At 70.4% G+C, this 20,977-nt stretch carries 24 protein-coding genes and 1 tRNA gene; 19 read left to right on the top strand and 6 right to left on the bottom strand.

The window, feature by feature from the left end:
- Window positions 1–95: 95 nt before the first annotated feature.
- The 5 genes from DEW08_RS17760 to DEW08_RS17740 all read left to right on the top strand — a co-directional run bounded on the left by DEW08_RS17760 (window position 96) and on the right by DEW08_RS17740 (window position 5,260).
- The gene (locus DEW08_RS17760) at window positions 96–1,775 is read left to right on the top strand and encodes a putative transporter (protein WP_245986394.1); all 1,680 of its coding nucleotides are present in this window, start codon (window positions 96–98) and stop codon (window positions 1,773–1,775) included.
- Between the two features lie 108 nt (window positions 1,776–1,883).
- On the top strand, window positions 1,884–2,690 hold the full coding sequence (locus DEW08_RS17755; RefSeq protein ID WP_109329308.1) for an ABC transporter ATP-binding protein: 807 nt from the start codon (window positions 1,884–1,886) through the stop codon (window positions 2,688–2,690).
- Window positions 2,691–2,840: 150 nt separating this feature from the next.
- On the top strand, window positions 2,841–3,683 hold the full coding sequence (locus tag DEW08_RS17750) for a lysine/arginine/ornithine ABC transporter substrate-binding protein (protein WP_109329305.1): 843 nt from the start codon (window positions 2,841–2,843) through the stop codon (window positions 3,681–3,683).
- Window positions 3,684–3,862: 179 nt separating this feature from the next.
- Window positions 3,863–4,567 (top strand): ABC transporter permease, encoded by a 705-nt coding sequence (locus DEW08_RS17745; RefSeq protein ID WP_109329303.1) that lies wholly within the window; start codon window positions 3,863–3,865, stop codon window positions 4,565–4,567.
- Between the two features lie 3 nt (window positions 4,568–4,570).
- On the top strand, window positions 4,571–5,260 hold the full coding sequence (locus tag DEW08_RS17740) for an ABC transporter permease (protein WP_109329301.1): 690 nt from the start codon (window positions 4,571–4,573) through the stop codon (window positions 5,258–5,260).
- Between the two features lie 22 nt (window positions 5,261–5,282).
- On the opposite strand, the gene DEW08_RS17735 is transcribed toward DEW08_RS17740, so the two are convergent.
- Both DEW08_RS17735 and DEW08_RS17730 read right to left on the bottom strand, forming a co-directional pair.
- Window positions 5,283–5,825 (bottom strand): glutathione peroxidase, encoded by a 543-nt coding sequence (locus DEW08_RS17735; protein WP_245986392.1) that lies wholly within the window; start codon window positions 5,823–5,825, stop codon window positions 5,283–5,285.
- A gap of 215 nt (window positions 5,826–6,040) precedes the next feature.
- Window positions 6,041–6,116 (bottom strand) — tRNA-Ala (locus tag DEW08_RS17730).
- Window positions 6,117–6,348: 232 nt separating this feature from the next.
- Here DEW08_RS17730 and DEW08_RS17725 point away from each other — a divergent pair.
- The 6 genes from DEW08_RS17725 to modD are packed head-to-tail and all read left to right on the top strand — an operon-like array spanning window position 6,349 to window position 9,748.
- Window positions 6,349–6,633, top strand: coding sequence for a YggT family protein (locus DEW08_RS17725; protein WP_109329297.1), 285 nt, complete (start codon window positions 6,349–6,351; stop codon window positions 6,631–6,633).
- 3 nt (window positions 6,634–6,636) lie between these two features.
- Window positions 6,637–6,990, top strand: coding sequence for a DUF167 domain-containing protein (locus DEW08_RS17720; protein WP_109329295.1), 354 nt, complete (start codon window positions 6,637–6,639; stop codon window positions 6,988–6,990).
- 13 nt (window positions 6,991–7,003) lie between these two features.
- Window positions 7,004–7,909, top strand: coding sequence for a bifunctional methylenetetrahydrofolate dehydrogenase/methenyltetrahydrofolate cyclohydrolase FolD (folD, locus tag DEW08_RS17715; protein ID WP_109329293.1), 906 nt, complete (start codon window positions 7,004–7,006; stop codon window positions 7,907–7,909).
- Window positions 7,906–8,328: a magnesium transporter CorA family protein gene (locus tag DEW08_RS33260; protein ID WP_281262050.1), complete on the top strand. Its 423-nt coding sequence runs from the start codon at window positions 7,906–7,908 to the stop codon at window positions 8,326–8,328. The genes folD and DEW08_RS33260 overlap by 4 nt, the downstream gene beginning before the upstream one ends.
- Window positions 8,325–8,897: a CorA family divalent cation transporter gene (locus tag DEW08_RS33255; RefSeq protein ID WP_281262049.1), complete on the top strand. Its 573-nt coding sequence runs from the start codon at window positions 8,325–8,327 to the stop codon at window positions 8,895–8,897. Before DEW08_RS33260 ends, DEW08_RS33255 begins: the two co-directional genes overlap by 4 nt.
- Before the next feature lie 23 nt (window positions 8,898–8,920).
- Window positions 8,921–9,748: a ModD protein gene (gene modD, locus DEW08_RS17705; RefSeq protein ID WP_109329291.1), complete on the top strand. Its 828-nt coding sequence runs from the start codon at window positions 8,921–8,923 to the stop codon at window positions 9,746–9,748.
- 93 nt (window positions 9,749–9,841) lie between these two features.
- On the opposite strand, the gene DEW08_RS17700 is transcribed toward modD, so the two are convergent.
- A complete protein-coding gene (locus tag DEW08_RS17700) occupies window positions 9,842–10,213 on the bottom strand; it encodes a 4a-hydroxytetrahydrobiopterin dehydratase (RefSeq protein ID WP_281262048.1) in 372 nt (123 codons plus the stop codon).
- A 17-nt stretch (window positions 10,214–10,230) separates the two neighbouring features.
- On the opposite strand from DEW08_RS17700, the gene DEW08_RS17695 reads away from it, so the two are divergent.
- From DEW08_RS17695 to ccmI, 8 genes are all read left to right on the top strand, one after another.
- Window positions 10,231–10,641: a metallopeptidase family protein gene (locus tag DEW08_RS17695; protein WP_168220387.1), complete on the top strand. Its 411-nt coding sequence runs from the start codon at window positions 10,231–10,233 to the stop codon at window positions 10,639–10,641.
- 169 nt (window positions 10,642–10,810) lie between these two features.
- Complete coding sequence (locus DEW08_RS17690; RefSeq protein ID WP_109329287.1) at window positions 10,811–11,530, top strand: heme ABC transporter permease; 720 nt, start codon at window positions 10,811–10,813, stop codon at window positions 11,528–11,530.
- Between the two features lie 13 nt (window positions 11,531–11,543).
- Window positions 11,544–11,798 (top strand): heme exporter protein CcmD, encoded by a 255-nt coding sequence (gene ccmD / locus DEW08_RS17685; RefSeq protein ID WP_109329285.1) that lies wholly within the window; start codon window positions 11,544–11,546, stop codon window positions 11,796–11,798.
- Window positions 11,795–12,313, top strand: a complete 519-nt coding sequence (gene ccmE, locus DEW08_RS17680; protein ID WP_109329283.1) for a cytochrome c maturation protein CcmE — start codon at window positions 11,795–11,797, stop codon at window positions 12,311–12,313. Before ccmD ends, ccmE begins: the two co-directional genes overlap by 4 nt.
- Window positions 12,314–12,353: 40 nt before the next feature.
- Window positions 12,354–14,357 (top strand): heme lyase CcmF/NrfE family subunit, encoded by a 2,004-nt coding sequence (locus DEW08_RS17675; protein WP_109329281.1) that lies wholly within the window; start codon window positions 12,354–12,356, stop codon window positions 14,355–14,357.
- A gap of 10 nt (window positions 14,358–14,367) precedes the next feature.
- A complete protein-coding gene (locus DEW08_RS17670) occupies window positions 14,368–14,904 on the top strand; it encodes a DsbE family thiol:disulfide interchange protein (protein ID WP_425429106.1) in 537 nt (178 codons plus the stop codon).
- Entirely contained in the window at window positions 14,901–15,398 is a 498-nt protein-coding gene (locus tag DEW08_RS17665) for a cytochrome c-type biogenesis protein (RefSeq protein ID WP_109329279.1), read from the top strand. The genes DEW08_RS17670 and DEW08_RS17665 overlap by 4 nt, the downstream gene beginning before the upstream one ends.
- Window positions 15,398–16,810 carry a c-type cytochrome biogenesis protein CcmI gene (ccmI, locus tag DEW08_RS17660; protein WP_109329277.1) on the top strand — a complete coding sequence of 471 codons (1,413 nt, stop codon included), beginning with the start codon at window positions 15,398–15,400 and terminating at the stop codon, window positions 16,808–16,810. The genes DEW08_RS17665 and ccmI overlap by 1 nt, the downstream gene beginning before the upstream one ends.
- A gap of 111 nt (window positions 16,811–16,921) precedes the next feature.
- Here ccmI and trxA read toward each other — a convergent pair whose 3' ends face one another.
- The 3 genes from trxA to DEW08_RS33540 all read right to left on the bottom strand — a co-directional run bounded on the left by trxA (window position 16,922) and on the right by DEW08_RS33540 (window position 20,977).
- On the bottom strand, window positions 16,922–17,248 hold the full coding sequence (trxA, locus tag DEW08_RS17655) for a thioredoxin TrxA (protein WP_109329275.1): 327 nt from the start codon (window positions 17,246–17,248) through the stop codon (window positions 16,922–16,924).
- 205 nt (window positions 17,249–17,453) lie between these two features.
- On the bottom strand, window positions 17,454–19,790 hold the full coding sequence (gene addA / locus DEW08_RS17650; protein WP_342760755.1) for a double-strand break repair helicase AddA: 2,337 nt from the start codon (window positions 19,788–19,790) through the stop codon (window positions 17,454–17,456).
- Window positions 19,742–20,977, bottom strand: coding sequence for a UvrD-helicase domain-containing protein (locus DEW08_RS33540; protein WP_342760754.1), 1,236 nt, complete (start codon window positions 20,975–20,977; stop codon window positions 19,742–19,744). The genes addA and DEW08_RS33540 overlap by 49 nt, the downstream gene beginning before the upstream one ends.

Raw genomic sequence — 20,977 nt, 5'->3', positions numbered from 1 at the left:
CCTCCGCACCCGGGAACATGCCGCCCGACCGGGCGGTTGCAAGCCCCGGCGGTTCAGGGATCGCTGCCCCCGTGGTTCCGAGGAGTGTTCTGGTCATGTCTTTCTTCGCCGACGTCTTCCACGCGATGCCGCCCATCGCGCGGGTGGTGTTCATGCTCGGCATCGTGTCGGCGGCCGGGCTGGCGCTGGGTCACATCAAGGTCCGCGGGGTCGGGCTGGGGATCGGCGGCGTCCTGTTCACCGGCATCGCCGGCGGGCACCTCGCCCGCGAGGCGGGGGTGACCTTCAATGCCGAGATGCTGGACTTCATCCGCGACTTCGGCCTGATCCTGTTCGTCTACACCATCGGCATCCAGGTCGGCCCCGGCTTCTTCGCGGCGCTGCGCCGCACCGGGCTGGCGCTGAACGGGCTGGCCCTGCTGATGGTTCTGTCGAGCATCCTGGTGACGGCGGTCCTGGCGGTGACCGGGGTGGTGGAGCTGGGCTCGTCGCTCGGCATCTTCGCAGGGGCCGTGACCAACGCCCCGGCGCTCGCCGCCTCGCAGCAGGTGCTGACGGAGGTGCGGGCGGACGCCGCTGTGATGGCGCTGCCCGGCCTCGCCTTCGCGGTGACCTATCCCTTCGGCATCGCCGGCAACCTGCTGGCCATGGCGCTGGTGCGCATCGTCTACCGCATCGACCCGCAGGAGGAGGCCCGCGCCTTCGAGGCGGAGCGGCGGTCGGAGGTCGCGGCGCTGGAGACCATGGACATCGCCATCCGCAACCCGGCGCTGGAGGGGGTGGAGCTGGGCAGGGTGTCCCTGCTGCACGACCTGGGCGTCGCCTGCTCGCGCCTGCTGCGCGGCGGCCGGCTGCAGGTCCCGCGGGACGACACCGTCCTGCGGTGCGGCGACGTCCTCCACGTCGTCGGGCCGCGGCAGAGGCTGGAACAGGCGAAGCTGCTGCTCGGGCAGGAGGCGGACGTGCGGCTGACCACCAAGGGCACCGATCTGAAGTGGGAGCGCATCGTCGTCACCGCCCATCCGGTGCTGGGCAAGTCGATCGCCGCCCTGAACCTGAAGGGCGTCTGCGAGGTGGTGGTCAGCCGGGTGAACCGCTCCGGCGTCGAGCTGGTGCCGACCGCGGCGCTGAAGCTGCAGTTCGGCGACATCCTGACCGTCATCGGCAAGCCGGAGGATCTGAAGGCCGTCGCCCGGCTGATCGGCAACTCCGAACGCCGGCTGCAGCAGGTCGAGATGATCCCCGTCTTCATCGGCATCACGCTGGGGGCGGCGCTGGGCTCCATCCCGATCTTCCTGCCGGGCATGCCGGCGCCGCTCCGGCTGGGGCTGGCCGGCGGGCCGCTGATCGTCGCCATCCTGCTGGCGCGACTCGGCCATTTCCGCTCGCTCGTCTGGTTCATGCCGCCGGCCGCCAACCTGGCGCTGCGCGAGATCGGCATCGTGCTGTTCCTGGCGGTGCTGGGCATCGCGTCGGGCGACCGCTTCGTCGATACGATGGCGAGCGGCGCCGGCCTGCCCTGGATGGCCTGGGGCGTGCTGGTGACGATGATCCCGCTGGTGCTGACCGGCCTGCTGGCGCGGGGGCTGCTGCGGCTGAACTTCCTGACCATCTGCGGCGTGCTGGCCGGCGCGCAGACCAATCCGCCGGGCCTTGCCTACGCCAATGCCGCCGCCACGTCGGAGGCGCCGGCGCTGGCCTACGCCACCGTCTACCCGCTCGCCATGTGCCTGCGCATCCTGGCGCCGCAGGTTCTCGTGCTAATGCTCTGGTAGGGGCGGATAATTCCAGCGGTGGCGGTGCAGATCCGCGTTGCGGAGCGGGTGCGAGCGGGTCTAGCCTGTGGCCCTGTCGGTATCACCACCCAGGGCCGCGATTTCCGCATGCACCGCCATCCGCCGAGCAATCCCTCAGCCCCCGCCGCCGTCGTGGTTGAGGACGTCCACAAGAGGTTCGGCAAGCTCGAGGTCCTCAAGGGGGTGTCGCTGACGGCGCGCGAGGGCGACGTCATCACGCTGATCGGCTCGTCGGGGTCGGGCAAGAGCACGTTGCTGCGCTGCATCAACATGCTGGAGGTGCCGGACGACGGGCGCATCACCATCGCCGGCGAGACGATCGGGCTGAAGAAGACGCGGTCCGGCGCCACCGTACCGGCGGATGCCCGTCAGGTCGACCGCATCCGCACCAGCCTGGGCATGGTGTTCCAGAGCTTCAACCTGTGGACCCACATGACGGTGCTGCAGAACGTCATCGAGGCGCCGGTGCATGTTCTGGGCGTGCCGCGGGCGGAGGCGGTGGAGCGGGCGCGCATGCTGCTGGACAAGGTGGGCATCCTGGCCAAGGCCGACAGCTATCCGGTGCAGCTGTCGGGCGGGCAGCAGCAGCGCGCGGCGATCGCGCGGGCGCTGGCGATGCAGCCCAAGGTGATGCTGTTCGACGAGCCGACCTCGGCGCTTGATCCCGAGCTGGTCGGCGAGGTGCTGCGGGTGATCCGCCAGCTCGCCGACGAAGGCAACACGATGATTCTCGTCACCCACGAGATGGGCTTCGCGCGGGAGGTGTCGTCCAAGGTGGTCTTCCTCCACCAGGGCGTCATCGAGGAGGAGGGCGCGCCCGACAAGGTGCTGACCAACCCCGACTCCGACCGCGTCCGCCAGTTCCTCTCCCGCCACCTGTCGGGAGCGGCCTGAGGCTGCCGTCCCGCACGGCACCGAGGTCGGCACCGACATGGCGGCGCGATTGGACTTGACCGGGGGTGTGAATTCGCCACCCTCGAAATCGCCCGAACCGGCATCCTGCCGGTCCAACAAGGGCATCATCGAACAGAGGAGAGTTCTGCCGTGAAGAAGATCGTTGCGGCGCTGGCTTTCGGCGCCCTCATCGCCGGCCTTGCCGGCCAGGCCGACGCCAAGGACTGGAAGAAGGTGCGCGTCGCCACCGAGGGCGCCTATGCCCCGTGGAACGCCACCGATCCGTCGGGCAAGCTGATCGGCTTCGAGGTCGATCTGGCCAAGGAGCTCTGCAAGCGCATGGGCGCCGAGTGCGAGATCGTCGGGCAGGACTGGGACGGCATGATCCCGGCGCTGCAGCAGGGCAAGTACGACGCCATCATGGCCGCGATGTCGATCACCGAGGAACGGCAGAAGGTCATCGACTTCGCCGGCCCCTACGGCACCGAGCCCTCGATGTTCGGCATCCTGAAGGCCTCCAAGCTGGCCGGCGTCAAGTTCGATGCCGAGCGCGTCGACCTCGCCGCCGACAGCCCGGCCAACAAGGCGGCCATCGCCAAGCTGGCCGAGGCGCTGAAGGGCAAGACGGTGGGCGTGCAGACCTCGACCATCCAGGCCAACTTCGTCGAGAAGTACCTGCCCGGCATCTCGGTGCGCAGCTACGACAAGCTGGACAACGCCGGCATCGACCTCGCCGCCGGCCGCGTCGACGCCATCTTCGGCGACCGCTCGGCGGTGGACGCCATCCTGAAGGCGCAGGCCGACAAGGGCATGATGCTGTTCGGCCCGGCCTTCTCGCGCGGCGTGCTCGGCCTGGGCGTCGGCGTGGGCCTGCGCAAGGCGGACGCCGACCTGAAGGAGAAGTTCAACAAGGCGATCGCCGAGGCGAACAAGGACGGCACCATCACCAAGCTGAGCACCCAGCACTTCGGCTACGACATCTCGATCAAGTAAGGTCGGATGACTTGAGGGCGTGAGGCCGATACCGTCCTTCGCCGTCACGGATCGCCCGGGTCGTTCCGCGGATGACGCGGAGCATCCGGGCGATCCTGTGAGGCGGCCGACCTCTCCGTGCGTCCGTCCGTGACATCCGCGAAGACCCGGTCCCCGCCGTACTGACATTCAGGAGCCGCATGCTGGACCTTCTCTCCTTCGGGCCGAACGGCTGGGGCGGACAGCTCCTCGCCGGAACGGCGATGACCATGGCGGTGGCGCTGTCCTCCTTCCTGCTCGGCCTCCTGTTCGGGGCCGGCGGGGCGGCGGCGAAGCTCAGCCAGAACGTGGCGCTGCGCGGGGTTGCCGAGGTCTACACCACCGTCGTGCGCGGCGTGCCGGAGTTGCTGGTGATCTACCTGCTGTTCTTCGGCGGCTCGGGCATGGTGATGGCGGTGGCGCGGGTCTTCGGCTATGACGGCTACATCGAGCTGAACGCCTTCAGCATCGGCGTCGCCTCGGTCGGGCTGATCTCCGGCGCCTATTCCACCGAGGTGATCCGCGGCGCGGTGCAGGCGGTGCCCTTCGGCCAGATCGAGGCGGCACGGGCCTGCGGCATGAACCGCTGGCTGATCCTGCGCCGCGTGCTGGTGCCGCAGACCCTGCGCTACGCCCTGCCGGGGCTGGGCAACGTCTGGCAGCTCACGCTCAAGGACACGGCGCTGATCTCGGTGACGGCGCTGGCCGAGATCATGCGGGTGTCGCATGTCGCCGCCGGCTCGACCCGCCAGCCCTTCCTGTTCTACTCGACCGCGGCGGCGCTCTACCTGCTGCTGACCACGGTCTCCACCACCGCCTTCGAGCGGGCCGAGCGGTACGCCAACCGCGGCGTGCGGAGGGTCTGAGCGATGAACTGGGAACTGATGCTCGACAGCATCCCGCGGCTGGCCGGAGCGGTCCCGCTGACTCTGGAGCTGGTGGGGGCGGCGCTGGCCTGCGGGGCGGTGGTGGCCTTCGCGACGGCGCTGCTGCGGCTGTCGGGCAACCGGGTGGCGGCGGGGGTGACCGGCGCCTACGTCTTCGTCTTCCGCGGCACGCCGCTGCTGGTGCAGATCTTCCTGATCTACTACGGGCTCGGCCAGTTCGAGGCGGTGCGGGAGAGCGTGCTGTGGCCGTTCCTGCGCGAGCCGATGTGGTGCGCGATCCTGGCGCTGACGCTGAACACCGGCGCCTACACCAGCGAGATCCTGCGCGGCGCCATCCTGTCGGTGCCGCACGGCCAGATCGAGGCGGCGCGGGCCTGCGGCATGTCGCGGGTGCTGGTGTTCCGCCGCATCATCCTGCCGGTGGCGATCCGCCAGATGCTGCCGGCCTATGGCAACGAGGTCATCCTGATGGTCAAGGCGAGCTCGCTGGCCAGCACCATCACCATGCTGGAGATCACCGGGCTGGCCCGCAAGATCATCTCGCAGACCTTCGCCGTCTTCGAGATCTTCATCGTCGCCGGCGCGCTCTACCTGCTGATCAACTTCCTCGCCTCCCGCCTCGTCAAATATGCCGAGTGGCGCATGACCCCCTATCTGCGGGCGCGGGCCTGAGCGGAGAGGGCCGAAGCGCGGCTCAGGACTTCGGCAGCGCCTCTTCGACCGCCCGGACCAGCTTGTCGGACTCCGGCTCGGTGATCGAGGAGAACCAGGTCACCAGCCGGCCGTCGGGTCCGACCAGATACTTGTGGAAGTTCCAGCGCGGCCTGGCCAGGAAGCCCATCTCCTCGCCCGCCCAGCGGTAGAAGGGATGGGCGCCGTCGCCCGACACCACCGTCTTGTCCGCCATCGGGAAGTCGACCTGGAAGGACGTCTCGCAGAAGTCCTTGATGGCGCCGGCATTGCCCAGCTCCTGTCCGCCGAAATCGGCCGAGGGCACCCCGAGCACCACCAGCCCGCGCTCGCGGTAGCGCGTCCACAGCGCCTGCAGTCCCTTGTATTGCGGAGTGAAGCCGCACAGCGAGGCGGTGTTCACCACCAGCACCGCCTTGCCGGCGAACTGTGCCAGCGGCAGCGGCTTGCCGTCGATGCCCTGGAAGGTGAAGGCCCAGGCGGTGTTGGCGCTGTTGGGCGGTGCGGCGGAGCCGTCGGCGGCGACGGTCGTTCGGGCGGCGGTCATGGTCAATCCGATCGCGCAGAGCGAAAGCAGGAGGGAGCGTCGCAGCATCATCGTCGACCCGTTCGTGGGACAGGGTGCCAAGGCTACGGGGGATGATACGCATGGCGTCGCGGAACGGATCACGACGATAAAGGGAGGAGGGCGGAGCCAGGCTCCGGACATGAAAAAAGCGGCCGAAGGCCGCTTCGTCATTCTTCCCCGCCGGGAAGGGGAATTGGTGGAGCCGAGGAGGATCGAACTCCCGACCTACGCATTGCGAACGCGTCGCTCTCCCAGCTGAGCTACGGCCCCACACACCGTCACCGGCGTGGGCGGGATATTAGTCATGGGAGAGGGCGTGTCAAGCGTTTCGATGCAGCTTTATGAGTGGGCCGTGCAATTCCTCCGGACCCCCCGATGCGCCGGGCACGTCCGCCTGCCGCGGCACTGGACAGGCTTTGCCGCTTATGCTTAGGGTGCCGCCCAAACGCTGCCCCCGAAAGAAACGGCTCGCGCTCGCAAACGGCCAAGGAGCAGGCTTCGCATGATTGCGCTGTATATGCTGATCAACACCATCCTGGATCTCTATTTCTGGATCCTGATCCTGTCGGCGGTGCTGAGCTGGCTGGTGGCCTTCAACGTGGTGAACACGCGCAACCGTGCGGTCTACGTCATCGGCGACTTCCTCTACCGGGTGACCGAACCGGTGCTGCGCCCGATCCGCCGGGTCCTGCCCAACATGGGCGGGCTGGACCTGTCGCCGCTGGTCGTGCTGCTGCTCATCGGCTTCATCCAGAACCTGATGGCGCAGTACTGGCCGCGCTTCTGACGGATGAGCCTGCCGTTCGAGCCCGCCGCCGACGGCGTGCGCATCGCGCTGCGCGTGACGCCCAAGGCCTCGCGCAACGCCATCGCCGGGCTCGCCGACACGGCGGACGGCAAACGGGTTCTGAAGGTCTCGGTCACCGCCGTGCCGGAGAACGGCAAGGCGAACGAGGCGGTGGTGAAGCTGCTCGCGAAGGCCTGGAAACTACCCAAGTCCAGCCTGACCGTGGTGGCCGGCGCCACCGACCGCAACAAGATCCTGCATGCGGCCGGCGATCCGGCCGGGTTGATGCGCCGCCTCGCGGCCGCCCTCGACGGGGCGGGCCTGACCGGTTCGGACGGCGAGGCTGGCGGGCGGTAAGAGGAGGGTTCCGATGGCTGATGCGACGATCATCGACGGCAAGGCGTTCGCCGCCGGGCTGCGCGCCCGGGTGGCGGAGGGGGTGACTGCGCTGAAGGCCAGCCACGGCGTGACCCCCGGACTGGCGGTGGTGCTGGTCGGCGAGGATCCGGCGAGCCAGGTCTATGTCCGCTCCAAGGAGCGGGCGCTGGTCGAGCTGGGGATGAACAGCTTCGACCATCACGAGCCCGCCGACATGGGCGAGGCCGACCTGCTCGCCCTGATCGACCGGCTGAACGCCGACCCGGCCGTCCATGGCATCCTGGTGCAGCTCCCCCTGCCCAGGCACATCGACACCCAGAAGGTGCTGGCGCGCATCGTGCCGGAGAAGGACGCCGACGGCTTCCACGTCGTCAATGCCGGCCTGCTCGCCACCGGCAGCCCCGGCGCCATCGTCCCCTGCACCCCGCTCGGCAGCCTGCTGCTGATCCGCGACACGCTGGGACGCGACCTGAAGGGCAAGCGGGCGCTGGTGCTCGGCCGCTCCAACATCGTGGGCAAGCCGATGGCACAGCTCCTGCTGCAGGCCGACTGCACGGTGACCATCGCCCATTCCCGCACCGCGGACCTGCCCGGCGAATGCCGCCGCGCCGACATCCTGGTGGCCGCGGTCGGCCGGCCGGAGATGGTGCGCGGCGACTGGATCAAGCCGGGCGCCACGGTGATCGACGTCGGCATCAACCGCGTCCCCGCCGCCGAGCCGGGCAAGACCCGGCTGGTCGGCGACGTCGCCTTCGACGAGGCGGTCAAGGTGGCCGGTGCCATCACGCCGGTGCCGGGCGGCGTCGGCCCGATGACCATCGCCTGCCTGATGCTGAACACGCTGGCCGCAGCCTGCCGCGCCGCCGGCGCGCCGGTCCCGGCCGAGGCCGCCCTGTGATCACGGTCCACGCCCGGATCGACGGCCGCGTGGTCGAGCAGCCGCTCGGACTCGGCGACCCGCTGCCGCCGGGCACCGTATGGATCGACCTGCTGCGTCCGGACGAGTCGGAGCGCGCCCATGTCGGCGCGCTGACCGGCTGCGACCTGCCGACGCGGGAGGAGATGAAGGAGATCGAGGCCTCCAGCCAGCTCTACACCGAGGGGGAGGCGATCTACATGACCTCCCCGATCATCGCGCGCGCCGACAGCCCGCACCCGGAGCAGGGCGAGCTGACCTTCGTCCTGACGCCGCGCCACATGATCACGGTGCGCTTCAACGAGCCGCGCTCCGTCACCACCTTCGCCGCCCGCACCATGCGCCAGCCCGAGCTGCTGGCGGGGCGGAGAGCGCGCTGCTCGGCCTGCTCGACGCGGTGATCGACCGGGTGGCCGACGTGCTGGAGCTGGTCGGCGGCCGGATCGACGGGCTGTCCGCCCGCGTCTTCGACGATTCGCTCGACAGCAAGGGCTTCGGCAGCGCCGCCAAGAAGCCGGACGAGCTGCAGGACGTGCTGCGCGGCATCGGCCGCGCCGGCGACCTGACGCACAAGGTGCGCGACTGCCTCGCCGGCCTCGACCGGCTGGTGGCCTTCCTGACCTCGGTCTCCGCCGGGCGGCTCAGCAAGGAGCAGAAGACCGCGCTGAAGACCATGACGCGCGACCTGCGCTCGCTGAACGAGCATGCCGGATTCCTGGCGCACGAGGCGAACTTCCTGCTCGACGCCACGCTCGGGCTGATCAACATCGAGCAGAACGCCATCATCAAGATCTTCTCGGTGGTGGCGGTGGCGCTGATGCCGCCGACCCTGATCGCGTCCGCCTACGGCATGAACTTCAAGCACATGCCCGAACTCGACTGGGAGTTCGGCTATCCCATGGCGCTGATGCTGATGGTGCTGTCCGCCGTGGTGCCGCTCTGGTACTTCCGCCGCCGCGGGTGGCTCTGACCCTCTCCTGAAGGAGACCGCCGATGACCGTCCTGCCCGACGCCGCCCTTTCGGCACTGCTGGCCCAGGACGCGCCCTACGGCGATCTCACCACCGACAGCCTGGGAATCGGCGCCCGGCCCGCCCGCATGCGATTCGCCGCGCGCGGCGCCATGGTGCTGGCGGCGTCGGAGGAGGCGGCGCGGCTGGTCGAACTGGCCGGCGGCGGCGTCGCGGCGGTGGTTGCCAGCGGAACGGTGCTCGAAGCCGGCACCGTCTTCCTGGAGGCGGAGGGCACGGCCGGCGCCCTGCACCGGTCGTGGAAGGCGGCGCAGACCCTGGTCGAGTACGCCTCCGGCATCGCGACCCGCGCCCGCCGCATCGTCGAGGCGGCCCCCGGCGTCACCGTCGCCTGCACGCGCAAGAACTTTCCCGGCGCCAAGGAGATCAGCGTCAAGGCCGTGCTGGCCGGCGGGGCGGTGATGCACCGGCTCGGCCTGTCGGAGACGCTGCTGGTCTTCGCCGAGCATCGCGCCTTCCTCGACGGTGCGCCGCAGGAGTGGATCGCCGCCCTGCGCCGCCGGGCGCCGGAGAAGAAGATCGTCGTCGAGGTCGGCTCGGTGGAGGAGGCGGTGGCGCTCGCCCATGCCGGGGCCGACGTGCTGCAGTTGGAGAAGCTGCCGCCCGAGGCGGCGCGCGCGGTGATCGAGGCGACGCGCGGTCTCGTGCCGCCGCCGGTGGTGGCGCCGGCCGGCGGCGTGACCGAGGCGAACGCCGCCGCCTATGCCGCCGCGGGCTGCCGGCTGCTGGTCACCTCCGCCCCCTTCTTCGGCGCGCCGGCCGACGTCCAGGTGACGCTGGTGCCGCGTTGAGGGCGGACGGGGGGCCGTTCAGCGGCCGCCCGCCTAAGGATTGCCCGCCTAAGGATTACCCGCCTAAGGATTACCCGCCTGGCGATTGTCCGCCTAGCGATTGTCCGGGGGCGCCATCTGGTCGAGCCGGTGGGCGAAGTCGACGTCGGCCTGGGTCACGCCGTCGGCGGAGCGGGTGTAGAGGATGACCTCCACCCGGCCCAGGTCGTTGAACCATTCGGGATGGTGCTGCTGCCGCTCCGCCAGCAGGGCGACCTGGTTCATGAACCCCCAGGCCGCGGCGAAGTCGGGAAAATGGTAGGTCTTGCGGATCGCGTCGCGCTCCAGCACCTCGGCCCAGCCATGCAGTTCCTTCAGCGCGGTCTGCCGCTTGATCCCCACCAGCCTGTCCGACATCTTGTTCGTTTCTCCCACTAACGTCTCATCCGCCCCGGCCAGCGGACGCTTGGCGGGCGGGGCAAGCATCGCTTACTCTCCCGCCCATGATTGGGAAACCCGCATCGACCTTCACCGTTCCCCCCTCCGTCGCCGACCTGGAGCGGATGGCGGAGCTTGCGCTCGACACCATCCCGGGGGAACTGCTGGCCCCTGTCCGGAACCTCGTGGTCCATGTCGAGGATTTCCCCGACGAGGATACGGAGAAGGAGATGGAGTTGGAAAGCCCCTTCGACCTCCTCGGCCTCTACCGGGGGGTGGACATGACGCGGCAGAGCGTCGCGGATGTCCGTTCCGGCCCCGACATGATCTTTCTCTACCGCAGGCCGATCCTGGATTACTGGTGCGAGACGGGGGAGGAGCTGCCCGCCATCGTCCGTCACGTCCTGATCCATGAGATCGGCCATCATTTCGGCTTTTCCGACGAGGATATGGAGCGTATCGAGGCGATGGAATAAGTCCGGGGCGGTCGCCGTCCCATCCCCGATGCCATCCCGAACCCGACCGTGAGTTTGGAGCGTGTCTAAAATCCGCCGCCGGACCTGACCAAGATCAAGGCGAAACCCCTCGCTCCGGGGCATACCTGCGCTTATATCGTCGGCACGAGCTGCCCGAGGCTTCCGCACCATGCATCGTTTCGCCAACCCTGCCCGTTTCCTGCGACTGTCCGCGGCCATCCTGCCGTGGAGCGCCGGGGCGACCGTGATCCTCATGATCGTCGGGATCTGGCTCAGCCTGTTCGGCTCGCCGCCGGACTATCAGCAGGGCGACACGGTGCGGATCATGTACATCCATGTGCCGGCCGCCTGGATGAGCCTGTTCGTCTATACCAACATGGCGGTCGCCGCGGCGGTCGGGCTGGTGTGGAAGCATCCGCTGGCCGACCTGTTCGCCAAGGCGGCGGCCCCGATCGGCGCCGGCTTCACCTTCATCTGCCTCGTCACCGGCAGCCTGTGGGGCGCGCCGATGTGGGGCACTTGGTGGGTATGGGACGCCCGGCTGACCAGCGTGCTGATCCTGTTCTTCCTCTATCTCGGCTACATGGCGCTGGTGAACGCCTTCGACGACCCGCAGCGCGGCCTGCGCGCCGGCAACGTGCTGCTGCTGGTGGGCATCGTCAACGTGCCGATCATCAAGTTCTCGGTCGACTGGTGGAACACGCTGCACCAGCCCGCCAGCGTGGTGCGGATGGGCGGCCCGACCATCGATCCGTCGATGCTGGCCCCCCTCTTCGTGATGGCGGCGGCCTTCACCACCTATTTCGTGTCGGTCGTCATCCTGCGGGTGCGGGCCGAGATCGCGCAGCGCCGCGTCCAGACCCTGCGCCTCGGCGGCGCGCAGGGCTGAAGGAGGATCGGAGATGTCGGACTTCCTCGCCATGGGCGGCTATGCCGCCTACATCTGGCCGGCCTACGGGCTGACGGCGGCCGTGCTGCTCGGGCTGCTCGTCGCCACCGTGAAGGGGCTGCGCAGCGTCGAGGCCACGGCCAGGGCGCTTGAGGCCACCCGCCCGGCCCGCCGTCGCGAGCGCGCCCCGCGCGGGGCCGCCATCGCGTCCGAAGCGACCGCATCGAACAAGGCCGCCGGAACGCCGGCGGGGGTGAGTGAAGGATGACCAGGAAGAAACGGCGCCTCTACATGCTGGCGCTGGCCCTGCTGGGGCTCGGCACCGCGACCGCCCTGACGCTGACCGCGTTCCAGGACAACATCGTCTTCTTCTACAGCCCCAGCGACCTGCAGACCAAGCAGGTGGGCGAGCGCAGCTTCCGCCTGGGCGGGCTGGTGGAGGAAGGCAGCGTGAAGAAGCTGCCGGACGGCGTCACCACGGAGTTCCGCGTCACCGACACGGTCAACACGGTGCCGGTTTCCTACCGCGGCCAGCTTCCCGACCTGTTCCGCGAAGGGCAGGGCGTGGTGGCCGAGGGCAGGATGGGCGGCGGCGTCTTCGTGGCGCGCGAGGTGCTGGCCAAGCACGACGAGAACTACATGCCGCCCGAGGTGACGGACGCGCTGAAGCGCGCCGGCGTCTACAAGGAGGCCGGCAAGGAGGCCGGCAAGGAGGCGGGCGCCGCCCCGTCTTCCGGCCCATCTTCCGCCGGTCCGCAGCCGGCGCCGAAGGCCGGCTCCTGACCCCCGACCCGCAGCGCGATCTCCTGAGGAGCGAGGCCCCGTGATCCCCGAACTCGGCCATTATGCGCTGGTGCTGGCGCTGTTCGTGGCGCTGGTCCAGTCCGGCCTGCCGCTGGTCGGCGCCGCCACCGGCAACGCCGCCTGGATGGCGGTCGCCCGCCCGGCGGCCATCGCGCAGATGCTTCTGGTGCTGCTGTCCTACGCCGCCCTGACCTGGGCCCATGTGGTCTCGGACTTCAGCGTGCTGAACGTGGTGCAGAACAGCCACTCGATGAAGCCGATGCTCTACAAGGTGTCGGGCGTCTGGGGGAACCACGAGGGCTCGATGATGCTGTGGATCGTCATGCTGACCCTGTTCGGGGCGGCGGTGGCGGTCTTCGGGCGCAACCTGCCGCCGACGCTGAAGGCGCGGGTGCTGTCGGTCCAGGGCATGATCGGCGTCGGCTTCCTGCTGTTCATCCTGGCGACCTCCAACCCCTTCACCCGCGTGGTGCCGGCGCCGCTCGACGGCAACGACCTGAACCCGCTGCTGCAGGATCCCGGCCTCGCCTTCCACCCGCCCTTCCTCTATGCGGGCTATGTCGGCTTCTCCATGGCCTTCTCCTTCGCCGTGGCGGCGCTGATCGAAGGGCGGGTCGATCCCGCCTGGGCGCGCTGGGTGCGGCCCTGGACGCTGGCCGCCTGGTCGACCCTGACCATGGGCATCGCCATGGGCTCCTGGTGGGCCTATTACGAGCTGGGCTGGGGCGGCTGGTGGTACTGGGACCCGGTCGAGAACGCCTCCTTCATGCCCTGGCTGGCCGGCACCGCGCTGCTGCACTCCGCCATCGTGGTGGAGAAGCGCGACGCGCTGAAGACCTGGACGATCCTGCTGGCCATCGTCACCTTCTCGCTGTCGCTGATGGGCACCTTCCTGGTGCGCTCCGGCATCCTGACCTCGGTCCATGCCTTCGCGGTGGACCCGGCGCGCGGCGTCTTCATCCTGATCCTGCTGGGCATCGCCACCGGCGGTTCGCTCCTGCTCTACAGCCTGCGGGCGCCCAGCCTGAAGGCCGGCGGCCTGTTCGCCCCGATCAGCCGCGAGGGCGGGCTGGTGCTGAACAACCTGCTGCTGTCCACCGCGACGGCGACGGTGTTCATCGGCACGCTCTACCCGCTGTTCCTCGACATCCTGAACCTCGGCAAGGTGTCGGTCGGCGCCCCCTTCTTCAACGCCACCTTCGTGCCGCTGGCGATCCCGCTGGTCGTCGCCATGTCGGTCGGCCCCTTCCTCGCCTGGAAGCGCGGCGACCTGGGGGCGGCGCTGGTCCGGCTGTGGTCGGCCGGGGTCGCCGTGGTGGCCGTGGTCGCCGTCACCGCCTACATGACGGCCGGCGGCGGCCCGCTGATGGCGCTGGTCGGCATGGCGCTGGCCGCCTGGGCCTTCTTCGGGGCGCTGGCCGAGCTGGCCGAGCGCATCCGCCTGTTCCGCATCCCGCTGAAGGACAGCTGGATCCGCGCCGTCAACCTGCCGCGCAGCGCCTGGGGCATGACCATCGCCCACGCCTCGCTCGGCATCGCCATCGTCGGCATGACCGGCACCTCCGCCTGGCAGTCGGAGGCGATCCAGGCGATGAAGCCGGGCGACCGGACCGAGATCGCCGGCTACAGCGTCAGTTTCGACCGCATCGGCGAGGTCGCCGGCCAGAATTTCCGTGCGGACGAGGGTGTGTTCACCGTGGCCCGCGGCGGCCGGACGGTGGCCGTCCTCACGCCGCAGCGGCGCAGCTATCCCGTCACCCGCATGACGACGACGGAGGCGGCGATCCACACCACCTGGCTGTCCGACATCTACATCGCGCTCGGCGATCCGGTGCAGAACGGCACGGCCTGGACGGTGCGGCTCTACCACCACCCGCTGGTTCCCTGGATCTGGATCGGCGGTGTCGGGATGATGCTGGGCGGACTGGTCAGCCTGACCGACCGGCGTTTCCGCGTCGGCGTGCCGGAGCGCCGCCGTGCGGCGGCCGGCGCACGGCCCGGCACGCCGCAGCCGGCCGAATGAGAGGATTTCGATGCTGCGCCGCCTGATCTACCTGCTGCCGCTGCTGCTGTTCGCCGGCGTCGGCATCGCCTTCCTCCGGGGGTTCGAGCGTGACCCGCGGGATATCCCGTCGGCCCTGATCGACAAGCCGGTGCCCGCCTTCACCCTGCCGCCGCTGCCCGGCCGCAAGGAGGGACTGTCGAGCGAGGGGCTGAAGGGCGACGTGACGCTGGTCAACGTCTTCGCCTCCTGGTGCATTCCCTGCAAAGCCGAGCATCCGGTGATCACCCGGCTGGCGCGCGAGCAGGGGGTGACCGTCCGTGCCATCAACCACAAGGACAAGGCGGAGGACGCGCTGGCCTGGCTGCAGCGCAACGGCGATCCCTACGCCAGCATCGGCGCCGACCTCGACGGTCGCGTTTCCATCGACTGGGGCGTCTACGGCGTGCCGGAGAGCTTCCTGGTGGACCGCCAGGGCCGCATCCGCTTCAAGCATGTCGGCCCGCTGACCCCGCAGGTCGTGGAGCAGCAGATCCTCCCCCTGGTGAAGGAGCTGAGGAAGGGATGACCGCCCGCAAGATCGTTCCGGGGCTGACCGGCCTGCTGCTGGCGGCCGTCCTGGCGCTCGCCGCGCCGGCCGTCCAGGCCGTCCAGCCCGACGAGGTGCTGCCCGATCCGGCGATGGAGACCCGCGCGCGGGAGATCAGCAAGGAGCTGCGCTGCCTCGTCTGCCAGAACCAGTCGATCGACGATTCCAACGCGCCGCTCGCCCGCGACCTGCGCCTGCTGGTGCGCGAGCGGCTGAAGGCCGGCGACAGCGACACCCAGGTGCTGGGCTTCGTCACCGACCGCTACGGCGACTATGTGCTGCTGAAGCCGCCTTTCAAGACGACCACCCTGCTGCTGTGGGGCGCCCCCTTCGCCCTGCTGGTGTTCGGCGCCATCGGGACGGTCATCTACCTGCGCGGCCGCCGCGGCGTCGCCGCCGGTGCCGACACGCCGCCCCTGAGCGAGGATGAGCAGCGGCGCCTGGAGGCGCTCCTGCGGAAGGACCAAGCCTGATGCTGTTCTGGATCGTCGCCGCCGCCCTGACGGTGGCCGTGCTGCTGCTGATCGTGCGCCCGCTGGTGGCCGCGCCCCGTGCCGCCTCCGCCCCGCACGAGGCCGCCGACTACAACCTGGAAGTCTACCGCGACCAGCTCCAGGAGGTCGACCGCGACCGTGCCCGCGGGCTGATCAGCGAGGCGCAGGCCAGGGCCGCCAAGGCGGAGATCGGCCGCCGCATGCTGGCGACGGCGGAGACGGCCCCCCGGGCGCCTGCTGCGGCGAGCCGGTCGGCCAGGCTGCTCGCCGTGCTGCTGGTGCTGGCGGTCCCGGTCGGGGCGGTGGCGGTCTACGGCTCGCTGGGGCGGCCGGCGCTGCCGGCCCAGCCGCTGGCCGAGCGCAACCTGCACCAGGAGCGGGGCGGCCCGCCGCAGAGCGTCGTCGCCGCGGTGGAGAAGCTGCGCGCCCAGCTCGCCGAACAGCCGAACGACCCGCAGGGCTGGTACATCCTGTCCCAGGCCTATGCCAAGATGGGCCGCCAGGACGAGGCGGTGGAGGCCGCGCGCAAGGCCGGATCGCTCGCCAAGGACGATCCGGAGGTGCAGGGCTATCTCGGCGAGATCCTCGCCTCCACCAATGGCGGCACCATCACGGAAGAGTCGCTGAGGGCCTTCGAGGCGGTGGTTGCCGCCGACCCCAAGGATGCCCGGGCCCGCTTCTATCTGGCGCTCGGCCGGACGCAGGCCGGCGACCAGAAGGGGGCGCTGGAGCGGCTGCAGGCCCTGCTGGCCGACTCGCCGGCCGACGCGCCCTGGGTGCCGCTCGTCCAGGACCAGATCCGCGAGGTGGCGGTCGCCCTCAACCTCGACCCGGCGAAGGTGACGCCGCAGCCGCTCCCCGCCGAGAAGCCCGCCGCCCAGTCTTCGGCGGGCGCTCCGACCGGCGCGCCGGAAGGGATGAGCCCGCAGGACCGCGACCAGATGATCCGCGGCATGGTCGCCAGCCTCGCCGCCAAGCTGGAGGAGAATCCCTCCGACGTGGATGGCTGGCTGAAGCTCGCCCGTTCCTACGACGTGCTGGGCGACAGGGAGAAGGCCCTGGAGGCCGCCCGCCGTGCCCGCGAGCAGGCCCCGGAGCGGCCGGACGTGCTGATCGCCTATGCCTCGGCCCGCCTGTCGGCCCTGCCGAAGGAGGCGGTGGCCGACAACAGGGCGATGCCGCAGGACGTGGTCGCCGACCTGCGCAAGGCCCTGACGGTGGAGCCGGCCAACCGCGACGCGCTGTGGCTGCTCGGCCTGGATGCCGCCGGCACCGGCCGCAAGGACGAGGCGGCGGATCTGTGGGGCCGGCTGCTGGCGCAGTTCAAGCCCTCCGATCCGGAATACAACCTGCTGCGCGCCCGCATCGACCAGTTGAAGGCCGGGGGCTGACCGCGGCCCTCCGGTCGCCGGGCATGACGCCGGAACGAAAAAACCCCGCCGCAACCGCGACGGGGTTTTTCCTTTGGACGATGTCCTGTCCTGGAACGATGCCTGCGAGGCTCAGGCCAGGCTGCCTTCGATCCACTGCTCCAGCGAGCTCTTCGGCAGGGCACCGATCTTGGTGGCGGTGACGGCGCCGTTCTTGAACAGCATCAGGGTCGGGATCCCGCGCACGCCGTACTTGCTGGGGGTCTGCGGGTTCTCGTCGATGTTCAGCTTGACGATCTTCAGCTTGGACTCGAACTTGCCGGCCAGCTCTTCCAGGGCGGGGGCGATCATCTTGCAGGGACCGCACCACTCCGCCCAGAAATCGACCAGAACCGGCTCGGCCGACTTGAGAACGTCCGTCTCGAAGCTGTCGTCGGTGACCTTGTTGGTGGCGCTCATGTGACCTCTTGCCTGGGTTCAGGGCCGTCCGTCCTGTCCTGGAACGGGTTTCACCTACATGCCGATCCCGGAAGAAACCGGGTCCCGGGGATAGGGCCCTGCTTAACGAAGTTGAACAGATGCTAAATTGCCCGAACTGTAGGGCGGAGCCGCCGCTGTGGTCAAGCCGCCGAATTTCGGGTCAGCCCGGGCGGCGGGACAGGCCTCATCTCCTTGCACCCGGCGCCGTCATGCCCGGAGGCAAAACGGCGTCCGCCTCCAGAAGTTCCGCCGGCAGTTCCATCAGGAAGGGGCCGTCGGTCCACAGCAGCACGCAGCGCACCGTCTTCCCGGGATAGATGCGCGTCAGCGCCGCCCGGTAGGCCGCCATCTGGCGCCGGTAGAGGGTCGGCACCTCCGACAGGATGCGCGGCGGCGGGCGGTTGGTCTTGTAGTCCACCACCCAGACCGTATCCCCGACCATCGCCAGCCGGTCGATCTGGCCGGACAGCGCACGGTCGCCCACCACGCCGACCACCGGAACCTCCGCCCGCGAGTTCGGGCCGAAGAGATGGGCGAAGTCGGGATGGCGCAGCACCGCCAGCGTCTCGGCCGCCAGCTCCTCCTGCTGGTCCGGCGGCAGGTCGTGGGCCGGGCGGGCGAGGAAGCGGCGGCAGGCGGCGTCGCGCTCGGCGTCGGGCAGGTCCGGCAGGGATTGCAGCATGCGGTGGACCAGCAGGCCGCGCTTGTACTTCAGCCCGTTGTCGGAACCGAGCGGCGAGCGTACGGCCGGCTCGTCGGCATCCGGGCGCGACGGGGTCAGGGGGCGCGACGGCTCCGGCTCCATCGGCGCCGGGTCGGCCAGCCAGGGCGGCATGGCGTGGTCCGGGGCGCTGGCGGCGTCCTCCGCGTCCGCGCGCGGCACGACGGCGGTCTGCGGCTCGTAGAGGCGCCAGCCGTCGCCGGCCCAGCCGTCGGGGCAGAGGCCGGAGAAGTCGTAGGCGTGCGGCACGCCGACCTCGCGCATCGCCTCCTCGACCAGTCGGTACCAGCAGCCTTCGGCGGGATCCTTCCTGCCCTGCCAGCCGCAGACGTACAGCCTGTCCTCCGCCCGGGTGAGGGCGACGTACAGCAGGCGCCTATACTCCTGGTCGCGGCGCCGGTTGGCGCGTACGCGCGCCTCGGCGCACAGCGCGTCCTCCTGACCGCGGCGGGGGGCGAAGAGCGGCACCTCGCAGCCCTCGTCGGGCCACAGGACCGGCGGGCTCTGCGTCGGGCTGCTCAGCGTGTCAGGCAGGAAGACGATGGGGGCCTGGAGGCCCTTGGACCCATGCACCGTCATGATGCGCACGGTGCCGCCGCCCTGTTCCAGCTCGCGCTTGATCTCGGCGTCGCTGGCGGCAAGCCAGGCGAGGAAGTTCTGCAGCGAAGGCGGCTCGGTCTTCTCGAAGGCGAGGCAGACGGCGAGGAACTCGTCGAGCGGGTCCTGCGCGTCCGGCCCGAGTCGCCTCAGGATCGCCCGCCGGCCGGAGCGGTCGTCGGCCGGGCAGGGGGTGTTCAGCAGGGCGGCGAACAGCTCGTAGGGGGCGGAGAAGTCGGTGCGGGCCAGCAGCGCGCCCAGGTAGCGGCGGGCCGGGCGGAAGGCGTCCTCCTCCTCCGCCCGCGCCACCAGCGAGCGCCACAGCGTGCCGCGCCGGCCGTGGGCGAGCTGGAAGAGCTGGTCCTCCGTCAGGCCGATCAGCGGCCCCTTCAGCACGGTGGCGAGCGTCAGGTCGTCTTCCGGCAGCAGCAGGAACTCCGCCAGCGCCATCAGGTCCATGACGGCAAGCTGCTCGGTCAGCACCATGCGGTCGACGCCGGCCACCGGCACGTCGCGGTCCTTCAGCGCGCGCACCAGCTCCGTCACGAAGCCGGTGCGGCGGCGGACCAGGACCATGACGTCGCCCGGCTGCACCGGGCGGCCGCGCGCCTCCAGCATCTCGCCGCCGGCGATCCAGCGGTGGATGGTGTGGGCGATGACCGCGGCGAGGCGGGCGGAGGGCGAATCGGCCGACTCGCGGTCGAGCGGCGGCGCCCAGGGCTCCGGCTCCGCGGGCTCGGCCGGCCTGACCGGCGGCCACAGCTCGACCAGCCCGCCATGGCCGCGGCGGAAGGCGCGGTGGCGGATCACCGGGCTGGTGTCGGAGGCGACGCCGTCGCGCGCCGCCTCCCGCGTGAAGACGGCGTCCACCGCCTGCAGCACGGCGGCGGTGGAGCGGAAGGAGATGTCGAGCTCCACCGCCGCCCAGAACCGCTCGGCCGCCTCCGCCCGGCTCTGGAAGTGGCGGCGCATGCGGGCGAATTCCGCCGGATCGGCGCGCTGGAAGCTGAAGATCGACTGCTTCTCGTCGCCCACCGCGAAGACGGTGCGGACGGTGCCGTCGGCGGGCCGGCTGTCGAGCCCGGCGAAGAACTCCTCGGCGATGGCGGCGACGATCTGCCACTGCTCCGGATTGGTATCCTGCGCCTCGTCGATCAGGATGTGGTCGAGGCCGCCGTCGAGCTTGAACAGCACCCAGGGCACCGCCGCCGCTCCGGCGTGCCCTTCAGCAGCGCGTTGGCCGCCAGGATCAGGTCGTCGTAGTCGAGCAGCGCGCGCGCCTTCTTGCGCCGGTCATACTCGCCCAGCAGCGCCTCGGCCAGGGTCAGCAGCGCGCCGGTGGAGGCGGCGACGCCGGCCGCCTTGACCGCGCCATCAGCTCGACCAGCCGGGCGGCCTCGCGCTCCAGCGCGGTCAGGGCGGCGGGGAAGGCGGTCGCCGGCTTCCTGGTGATCAGGGTCTTGCGCGGGCTGCCCTCGGCGGTCAGGTAGAGGCGGGCATAGGCCTGGAAGGCCTTCACCCGGCTGTCGGCGGCGTCCAGCCATTGCTGGATGCCGATGCCGCGCTCCTGGTCGCCGCGCTGCGGTGCCGAGCGCCCGGCAGGCCTCGCGCAGGGTGGGGGCGTCGATGCAGTCGTCGTGGCAGGCCTCGCCCAGGATGTCGGCCTCGGTCGTGCCGGGCGGGACCTGCAGCTTGCGGTGCACCGCCTCCACGGCGCCGTCCAGCCCGCCGAACCGTTCGAAGATGCGCTGGATGCGCCCGCGCTCCGCCGTCAGGCCGTTGAGCAGCGCGGTGAACTCCTCGGCGTTGAGGTCGGCGGTCAGCCGCCCCATGGCGGTGCCGAGCGGGGTGTCGGGCGCGGCGCGGCCGGCATGCAGAACGGCATCCCGCGCCTCGGTCAGCAGCCCGGCGGCGGTGCGGTCGTCCATCACCTCGAAATGCGGGGCCAGCCCGGCCTCCAGCGGGAAGCGGCGCAGCAGCGACTGGCAGAAGGCGTGGATCGTCTGGATCTTCATGCCGCCGGGACAGTCGACCACCTGGGCGAACAGGCGCCGGGCGTTGGTCCGCATCTCCGGCGACGGCCGCTCGCCGGTCAGGTCGGCCAGCCGGTCCTCCAGCGCCGCGTCGGACAGGGTCGCCCAGATGCCGAGCGTCCGGTTGATGCGGATCGACATCTCCGCCGCCGCCGCCTTGGTGAAGGTCAGGCAGAGGATGCGCGCCGGCGGCGTGCCGGACAGCATCAGCCGCAGCACGCGGTCGGTCAGCACCTTGGTCTTGCCCGATCCGGCCGACGCCCCCACCCAGACGGACGCCATGGGGTCCGACGCCCGCCGCTGCGCGACGTTCGGATCGAGGGGAAGCGAGCGGGAGGGAAATTCGACGAGGCTCAT

The sequence above is a fragment of the Azospirillum thermophilum genome, from assembly GCF_003130795.1.
In the GTDB taxonomy this organism is placed as follows: Bacteria; Pseudomonadota; Alphaproteobacteria; order Azospirillales; family Azospirillaceae; genus Azospirillum; species Azospirillum thermophilum.
Note: the sequence above shows the minus strand (reverse complement) of the source record. Positions and strands in the feature narration are given on the sequence as shown.